The organism is Methylocystis sp., assembly GCF_050246715.1.
In the GTDB taxonomy this organism is placed as follows: domain Bacteria; phylum Pseudomonadota; class Alphaproteobacteria; order Rhizobiales; family Beijerinckiaceae; genus Methylocystis.
Genome location: NZ_JBFWVN010000087.1, coordinates 1 through 8201 on the forward strand (window position 1 = coordinate 1; position 8201 = coordinate 8201).

The following is an 8201-nucleotide window of genomic DNA, read 5'->3' on the forward strand; positions in this document are numbered from 1 at the left end:
GCAACGACGACGCCCAAAGCTCCAGCGTCGTTTCAATCGAAGCGCCCGCCATCACCACGCTCCCATGACGAATCATGGTGAGCCAGTGATTCAGAGTTCATAAAAATTCGCAACTGTAATGTTAGGCGCGACGAGCATCATGCGCCTGCCCGATGCGGTCGTGACCAGCGCGGGCGCGCTGGAGACGTCCCAGTCGTGCCAGTCCTTGCCGACGATCTTGAAATGCGTGTGATAGGCGCCGGTTTTCGCGTCGAGCACGACCACCGAATCCGAAAAGAGATTTTCGCCGCCCCGTAGAGCGGCGGCGAAATCCGGCGCCGGATTGCCGCCTGGAACATAGAGCAGGCCGGTTTGGGGATCGAGCGTGTAGGAGGTCCAGGTGGCGCCGCCCGAGATTGGCGAGCCGGGCGCCTGATTCCAGCTGGACGTGTTCAGCGGCGTCGCGCCTTCCGGTCCGCGGGTCGGATCTCCCGGCTGCTTGGGAACGAGGTAGAATTCCCAGACGATCCGCCCGGTCGCCGCGTCGAGCGCATACATGCGTCCTTTCACGCCTTTGAAGTCGCCGCCGGCGTTGCCGATGAAGACGAGGCCGTTCCAGGCGATCGGGGCCGCTGGCGCGCTCTCGCTCTTCTTCGGATCGGCGATCGCGGTCTCCCACAAACGTTCGCCTGTCTTGAAGTCATAGGCGAGCACGCGCCCGTCCTGCAGGCCGCGAAACACGCGCCCGTCGAGATAGGCGACGCCGCGATTCACGCCTTGCGGCGTCGCCGGCGCATAGTTCTCGTGCTTGCGCCAGTTTTCACGGCATGTGAGCGGGTCGATGGAGAATGTGTCGAATTCGGTCGCAAAAAGCACAGCGCCGTCCACCATGACGAGGCCTGAGTTGAAGCCGGTGTATTGGCCTGTGTCATAGGTGCAGAGCACTTTGAGCCGGCTCACGTTCTCGCGGTCGATCTCGTTCAGGGAGGAGAAGCGGTCGGAGGCGAGGGTCTTGTTGTAGCTCGGCCAGAGGCCATCGTCCGGCGGCAGCGGGCGAGCGCCGTTCGCCATATTTGCGTGATCAAGATCCTGCGCGGTCTCGACTGTCAGCTCGCCCTTGGGCGCGTTGAGGTAGCGCACATAATTGATTCCCATGGCCGCGATCGGAACGAATGCGTTCCAGTTCATGTAGATCGCACCAGCGGCCGCAGCGCCGACGGCGGCTGCGACGCCAATCGCGATTTTTGTTGCTTTCTTCATGCGCCGGCTCCCCTCGCCCCGATGACGTCCGCTTGTAAAAAAATAGGTGGAGGCCTCCGGAGTCCCGGAGGCTCTCAGCGCCGAGCTTCACCGTCCTCGGCCAAATCCGGCGTCGCCGCCTCTTCAGCTCCGAGCGATCGGTCCGGTTCGGATGGCTCAGCGTCTTCTCCACGTTGAGCTTGCCGCCTCCCAATGGCGCTCCCTCGTCAAGCAAGACAATTCGCCTTCGAGGCGTCTTCGCCCAATCGCGGACCGCCATTCAGGACGCGACTTTTCGGTGCGCCGATGAAAATCGCGCTATTGCGCAAGAATGCGCACCGTCGCCGTCATGCCCGGCTCAAGCACATGATCTGGATCGGGCGCCGAAATGTCGACGGACGCCTCTGCGCCATCTCGCGGCGGTTCGATCTTCGTCACCGTGCCGGAAAATGTCAGATTTGGCAGGGCGTCGACGGTGAAGACGGCCTTGTCGCCAACCGAAATCCGGCTGCTTTGCGCCGCGTCGACCGTAGCGTCGATATGGGTTGAATCCGGAGAGATGACAAACAGCGGCGTCTTTGTCTCCGCCGAAACCTTTTGGCCAGAATTGACGTTCCGCTCGCGGATCGTCCCTTCGATCGGGGACACAATGCGCGTTTGCGCGAAGTCTGTCTTGGCCGAGGCGAGCGCCTCTTGGGCGCGCGAGACGCCGGTTGCGTCGCGCTCAACAAGCGCCTCTAGTCTTTCGACGGACCTGCGCAGTCGGCCGGCCGACCTCCGTCGCGCGCCCGCAGCCTTCGTGCGCTCCAAAGCCGTACGTGCGGCGCCAAACTTTTTCTGATCGCTCTCAAGCCGGTTCTCGGCCGCGCGCAGTTCGGCGGTCTTCAGATCGACAGCGGCTTGATAGGGCCGCGGATCAATCTCGGCGCAAACCTGTCCGGCTTCGACATGCATGCCTGTATCGCATTGAACGGTCGTAACGACGCCTGAGACCTGCGCCCCGAATCTATCCTGCGCGAGCGGACCGACGACGCCCTTCGCGCGCACCGCGTTCGCCTCTGCAAGATTCTCGAGATCCATCTGCGCCACTGCATGGCCGGGCATCATGTTCTGATCGAGATGGGACATGATCCATAAGGAGCCGCCGACGACGAGCGTGACGATCAGCACGCCAAACGCGAGGGCGAGCGAATTATTGGTGTTGTCCGGGGCGGTGGTGAGATGCAGAAAAAAGACCAGATGCACGCCAATCTGAGCGATCGCCAGGGCGACGAGCGCCATGACGATGCCGGGACCCCAGATCAGATTCGTCCGAACCAGAACGAAGGACCCCACGGTGAGCGCGGCGGCGAGCGCGAAGCCCGTCGCATAGGAGAGCACGCCCTCGCGCACGCTGCGGCCCGGCGCGTCCATGAACCCAGGCGCGACGTCCTTGGCGTTCCGTCCTTCGACTTTGCTCATCGGCCTTCTCCAATCAAATAGACGACGGTGAAGATCGCGATCCAAATGATGTCGAGCACATGCCAGAAAAGATTGAAGCAGATCAGCCTGTAGAGAATGGGGCCAAAACCCTTTACGATGAGCTGCGCCATCATCGTTCCGAGCCAGAGCAGGCCGACGCTGACGTGCAGGCCATGCAGGCCGACGAGCGCGAAGAAGGACGAGAGAAAGGCGCTGCGCTCCGGTCCGGCGCCGCTCGCGATCATGCCGGAGAATTCATGCGCCTCGAACGATAGGAACGCGAGACCGAGCAGGCCCGTCGCCAGCAGCATCGCCTGCGTCCAGAAGAAATTGCGCGCATTCGTCGCCACTGCCGAGAGGCCGCATGTGAAGCTTGAAACGAGCAGACACGCGGTTTCGATCGCGACATTGGTCGGATTAAACAGGTCTCGACCGGATGGTCCGCCGTCGGTTGCGGTCTGCAATACCGCATGCGCCGCGAAGAAGGCGGAGAACATAACGATGTCGCTAAGCAGGAAGATCCAGAAGCCAAAGGCGATGACGACGCGCTTCGAAGCCGGCCCCGCCTCACCATGGCCGGTCGCTAACACATCGGCGTGGCCGAGCTCGTAAGGATCTATCGGTCGGCCGTGCGTAGACGTTGACGCCTCGATCGAAGTCATGCCGTCTCGCCCCTTTCCGAATCTTGCGCGAACCGTTCGGCGCGCCTCTTGCGATGGGCCCGATCAACGCGCGCCACTTCGTCAGCCGAAATTTCCTCCTCCGGAATGTCGCGCCACGCATACCAGACGAATACGACATAGGCGGCGGCAAGGCCGAGAACGGCCAGCCACCAGATCCGCCACACCATGGCGAAGCCTGTGACGGTCGCGAAAAAGCCCGTCACAAATCCCGTCGCATTGTTTCTTGGCGCCATGATCGCTTCATAGCGTTCGTCGTTCTGCTGATTTGCGATCGCACGCTGCTTGATCTGCCAATAGGGCTCTTCGCCGAGCACATTCGGCTGCAGCGCGAAGTTGAATTTCGGCGGCGGCGACGGCGTCGCCCATTCAAGCGTGCGACCGTTCCAGGGATCGCCGGTCTCGTCCCGCAATTGATCACGTTGACGGATGCTGACGACGAGCTGAATCACCTGGCAAATCAGGGCAAGGGTGAAAAGGCCAATACCGACCATCGCTGTGAGCACCCAAGGCCGCCACATCTCTATGTCATAGTGCTGCATGCGCCGCGTCATGCCGAGCAGCCCCAGCATATAGAGCGGAACGAAAACGGCGTAGAAGGCGGCGAGCGTGAGCCAGAACGCCGCGACGCCCCAGGCTTCGTTCAAGCGAAAGCCGAAAGCTTTCGGGAACCAGTAGGCGACGCCCGCGAAAACCCCAAACACCACGCCGCCGATGATGGTGTTATGGAAATGGGCGACGAGGAAGAGGCTATTGTGCAGAAGAAAATCTGCTGGAGGCACCGCGAGGAGAACGCCTGTCATTCCTCCGATGACGAATGTTACGAGGAAGCCCATCGCCCAGAGCATCGGCGTTTTGTAGCTAATGCGCCCGCCATACATGGTGAACAGCCAATTGAAGACTTTAACGCCGGTGACGACGGCGATCACCGTGGTGGCGATGCCGAAAGCGGCATTGACGGTCCCGCCAGCTCCCATTGTGAAAAAGTGATGCAGCCAGACGAGATAAGAGATGATGCAGATGCCAAGAGTCGCGAGCACCATCGACCGATAGCCGAACAGCGGCCTGTTGGAAAATGTCGAGATGACCTCGGAAAATACGCCGAAGGCGGGCAGCACGAGGATATAGACTTCGGGATGTCCCCAGGCCCAGATCAGATTGATGAACATCATCATATTGCCGCCGCCGGCAGTCGTGAAAAAATGAAAGTCGAGATAGCGATCGAGGGCGAGCATGGCGAGCGTCGCCGTCAATATCGGGAAGGCGGCGACGATCAGCAGATTGGACGCGAGCGCAGTCCAGCAATACATCGACATTCTGAGGTAGCCCATCCCCGGCGCGCGCATCTTGAGGATGGTGGTGACAAAATTGATCCCCGTCACGAGCGTGCCGACGCCGGAGATGAGCAGCGCCCACAGATAATAGTCGACGCCCACGTCGGGTGAGAACTCCAGTTCGGAAAGCGGCGGGTAGGGCAGCCATCCGGCGCGTGAAAACACGCCGACGACCAGCGAGATATTGACCAGCAGTGCGCCGGTGGCGGTGAGCCACAAGCTCGTCGAGTTCCACGTCGGAAAGGCCACGTCGCGCACGCCGAGCTGCAACGGAATGACAAAGTTCATCAGCCCGATCGTCAGCGGCATCGCGCTGAAGAAGATCATGATCGTTCCGTGGGAGCTGAAGATCTGATCAAAATGCTCAGGCGGGAGATAGCCTTGCGCGCGAAATGCGTAGGCCTGCTGCGAGCGCATCAGGATCGCGTCGGCGAATCCGCGCAGCATCATGACGAGACCGAGCAGAATATACATGACGCCGATGCGCTTGTGGTCGACGCTGGTGATCCACTCTTTCCAAAGATAGGGGAGGTGGCCGGCGAGGACGACCCATGCTGCGATGCCGATGCAGATCGCGATGACGACGGCGCCCGCGATCAATGGAAGCGGCGAATTCCATGGGATCGCGTCCCACGACAGATTGCCAAGGAATTTCATTGCGTCGCCTCCGGGCATGGGACAGCGGCGGCTGCCGGCTCGGCCATCACGTTCGACGGCGCGAATTTCCCTTTCAAGATTTGAGCGAACAGCGCAGGAACGACCGAGCGATAGAAGAAAGGACGCACGCTCTGGCTCTTACGCTGAAGAGCGGCGTAGCCGGCGTTATCGAGATCGCACGCACCCTTTCGCGCGTCTTCGACCCAGCGATCGAAATCGTCTTGCGAGACGACCCGCACGTTAAAGCGCATCCCCGCGAAGCCGTCGCCGCTGAATTGAGTGGAGAGGCCCCAAAGATCGCCAATGTGATCGGCCTTCAAATGCAATTGGGTCATCATACCGGGCATGACGGCGATCATGCCGCCGAGCTGCGGCACGAAGAACGAGTTCATCACAGTCGCAGAGGTAAGGGAGAAGTGGACGGGAGCCTTCACCGGCAGCACGAGCTCATTCACGCTCGCAACCGATTGCCGGGGATAGATGAAGAGCCACTTCCAATCGAGCGACACCACTTGCACCTCGAGCTCCTCGCCTGTTGCGGCAATGGGCCGAAAAGGATCAAGCCGGTGCGAGCCGATCCAGATCAATCCGCTGAGAAAGAGAATGATGAGCAGCGGGTAGCCCCAGTTGACGAGTTCCAATCGCCCAGAGAACACCCAATCCGGAAGGTAGCGCGCCTTTTTATTGGATGCGCGGAACCACCAGCCGAAAGCGAACGTCGCCAAGAGGGTCGGCACGACGATGATCAGCATGGTTCCGACTGAATTGAGCAGAATTTTACTCTCCTCGGCGGCGATTTGCCCCTTGGGATCGAGCACGCCGCCAGAACAGCCCGCCAGCAACAACATTGCCGCCTTCGGCAGAAGCGTCTTGACGCTCCTCAAGGTCTTCGCGAAAGGGCGCCGCGCTGCATGGCTCGGCTGCATGTGAACGATCTTTCTCAGTGAGATGATCTTTCTTAGTCGACACAGGAGAATGGCGTGACGTGAATTTCGCTCCGCATCGGAGGTCGGTCGACGAGCGACCCGACTGCAAAACTACTTTGCGAAGGATAGGTTTCTGCCTCATGACAATCAAGGCAAGAGTCCCTAATGCCCGATATCCATGCCGCCGCGCCGATCTCTGTCGCCTCATCGACATTGCGCTCGAACGAGCGCGTCGAGGAGGCGGCTCGTGGACCCGCACGGGATTGCGCAGCCCGAACGGGCCTACCGCCATCGATGCGGGAACATCGTTCACGCTGTCGTCGAATCTTGCGGGCTCGTGTGTGCGCCATTCCAGATATGTCGTTCATCTGTCGTCCAAACGAGGTTTGCTAACCATCTTCGACTGCTGCAGGGAACTTGACAAGAGAGTCGTATCACGACGAATTCGCGTAACGCTCCGATCGGCTCGCGCCGCTACGAACCCGTGCGGGTCGCGAACGGCGTTAGGGGCTATAACCGCGAGAGCCTGGATGACGACGAGATCCTCAAGGCGATGACGACGCCAAGCTAGCTCCCAAAGATCATTCCGCTGTCGACGGCCAGCCGCGAATTCTGGAGCGCGTCGATTATCGTCTCGAGGACATTGTTTTGAAAGGCGCTTATGCGGGGCCAGCCTCGCTCGATCGTCATCCGGGCGCTGGCGCCCGTCCGCTGATCTACCGGTGCGCGAAGTCCTTGGCGCCGCCCATATTGCGGTCGATCTCACACTCGGCCTCGGCCAGATCGTCTTTGACTATCTTGCCTGAAGACGTCGCGCCGAATTCGGATTCATATTATTTTGATCGCTCTGGCGATCGCTCGGGGAGCGCCAACATGGCGAACCGCGAAGATCAAAGCGTGTCGGCGCGGCGAAGCCATTGCAATGCGCGATTAGGTCCAACTCCTGCGCGGGGGATCAACCGGGTGCGCGAGAAACAGGCCTGGCTCCGGCGCGCCGCGTTCACGAACGACAAAGGCTCACGCCAAATTCGCAACCCGGACATCGAAGATGAAAAATCAGCTTGGGCTTGATAAGGAATATGATGACACGATTCTCGTGCTCCAAGGCGGTGGATCGTTGGGCGCGTATCAGGCGGGAGCCTTTGAGAGTCTCTCGCGCGCGGGGATTGAATTCGATTGGATCGTCGGCGTTTCGATCGGAGCGATCAACGCGTCGATCATAGCCGGGAATCCGCCGGAGAGTCGCGTAGCGAAGCTGCGTTCCTTTTGGGAAAGCGTGACGGCGGATTACCCGCCGGCGGCCTTTGCTTTTTCGGGCGCAAGCGGCCAAAACCTCTATGCATCGCTCAGCGCCTTACGGTGCTTTACCCTCGGGGTTCCGGGATTTTTTTTGCCGCGCGTTGATTTTTCGTTCGATGAACTTGTCGGCGTCGGGGACACCAGCTTCTATGACACCTCGCCATTGCGCAAGCTGCTCGAACAGCACGTCGACTTCGACATGATCAATTCAGGCTCCGTGCGACTGAGCCTTCGGTCTGTGAATGTGAAAACAGGACAGGTGGTTTGTTTCGACAATCGTGAGACCCGGATCGGCCCTGAGAATATCATGGCGAGCGGCGCGTTGCCGCCGGGATTCCCGCCGATCCAAATCGGGTCTGATTATTACTGGGATGGCGGCATCATCTCGAATACGCCGCTCTCCTTTGTTCTCGACGCCGCCACCAGCGGAAAGTCGTTGATCTTCGAAGTCGACCTTTTTAACCGCAAAGGAAACGAGCCGAAGACGATCAACGACGTTCTAGGGCCTGTTGAGATTCATCGGGAGTTTATGACGGCGGCGGCGATGTGGATCATGGCGGCGAAGCTCTGATCGGTTTTGTCGGCTCGGAGCGCGATGCGTTTGAACTCCTTGAGATTGCCGAAGA

At 60.1% G+C, this 8201-nt stretch carries 7 protein-coding genes; 2 read left to right on the forward strand and 5 right to left on the reverse strand.

The annotated features are described in order from the left end of the window. Positions 1–90: 90 nt before the first annotated feature. From AB7I51_RS16960 to cyoA, 5 genes are all read right to left on the reverse strand, one after another. Entirely contained in the window at positions 91–1239 is a 1149-nt protein-coding gene (locus tag AB7I51_RS16960; protein ID WP_428405451.1) for a PQQ-binding-like beta-propeller repeat protein, read from the reverse strand. A 297-nt stretch (positions 1240–1536) separates the two neighbouring features. After that, on the reverse strand, positions 1537–2679 hold the full coding sequence (gene cyoD, locus AB7I51_RS16965) for a cytochrome o ubiquinol oxidase subunit IV (RefSeq protein WP_428405450.1): 1143 nt from the start codon (positions 2677–2679) through the stop codon (positions 1537–1539). Then, a complete protein-coding gene (locus tag AB7I51_RS16970; RefSeq protein ID WP_428405449.1) occupies positions 2676–3341 on the reverse strand; it encodes a cytochrome c oxidase subunit 3 in 666 nt (221 codons plus the stop codon). Before AB7I51_RS16970 ends, cyoD begins: the two co-directional genes overlap by 4 nt. Beyond that, complete coding sequence (locus AB7I51_RS16975; protein WP_428405448.1) at positions 3338–5350, reverse strand: cbb3-type cytochrome c oxidase subunit I; 2013 nt, start codon at positions 5348–5350, stop codon at positions 3338–3340. The genes AB7I51_RS16970 and AB7I51_RS16975 overlap by 4 nt, the downstream gene beginning before the upstream one ends. Continuing rightward, positions 5347–6198, reverse strand: a complete 852-nt coding sequence (gene cyoA, locus AB7I51_RS16980; RefSeq protein ID WP_428405447.1) for a ubiquinol oxidase subunit II — start codon at positions 6196–6198, stop codon at positions 5347–5349. The genes AB7I51_RS16975 and cyoA overlap by 4 nt, the downstream gene beginning before the upstream one ends. Before the next feature lie 951 nt (positions 6199–7149). Between cyoA and AB7I51_RS16985 the strand changes: the two genes are divergently transcribed. Next, complete coding sequence (locus AB7I51_RS16985) at positions 7150–7347, forward strand: hypothetical protein (RefSeq protein WP_428405446.1); 198 nt, start codon at positions 7150–7152, stop codon at positions 7345–7347. After that, on the forward strand, positions 7325–8146 hold the full coding sequence (locus tag AB7I51_RS16990; RefSeq protein ID WP_428405445.1) for a patatin-like phospholipase family protein: 822 nt from the start codon (positions 7325–7327) through the stop codon (positions 8144–8146). The genes AB7I51_RS16985 and AB7I51_RS16990 overlap by 23 nt, the downstream gene beginning before the upstream one ends. The last annotated feature ends 55 nt before the right edge of the window (positions 8147–8201 follow it).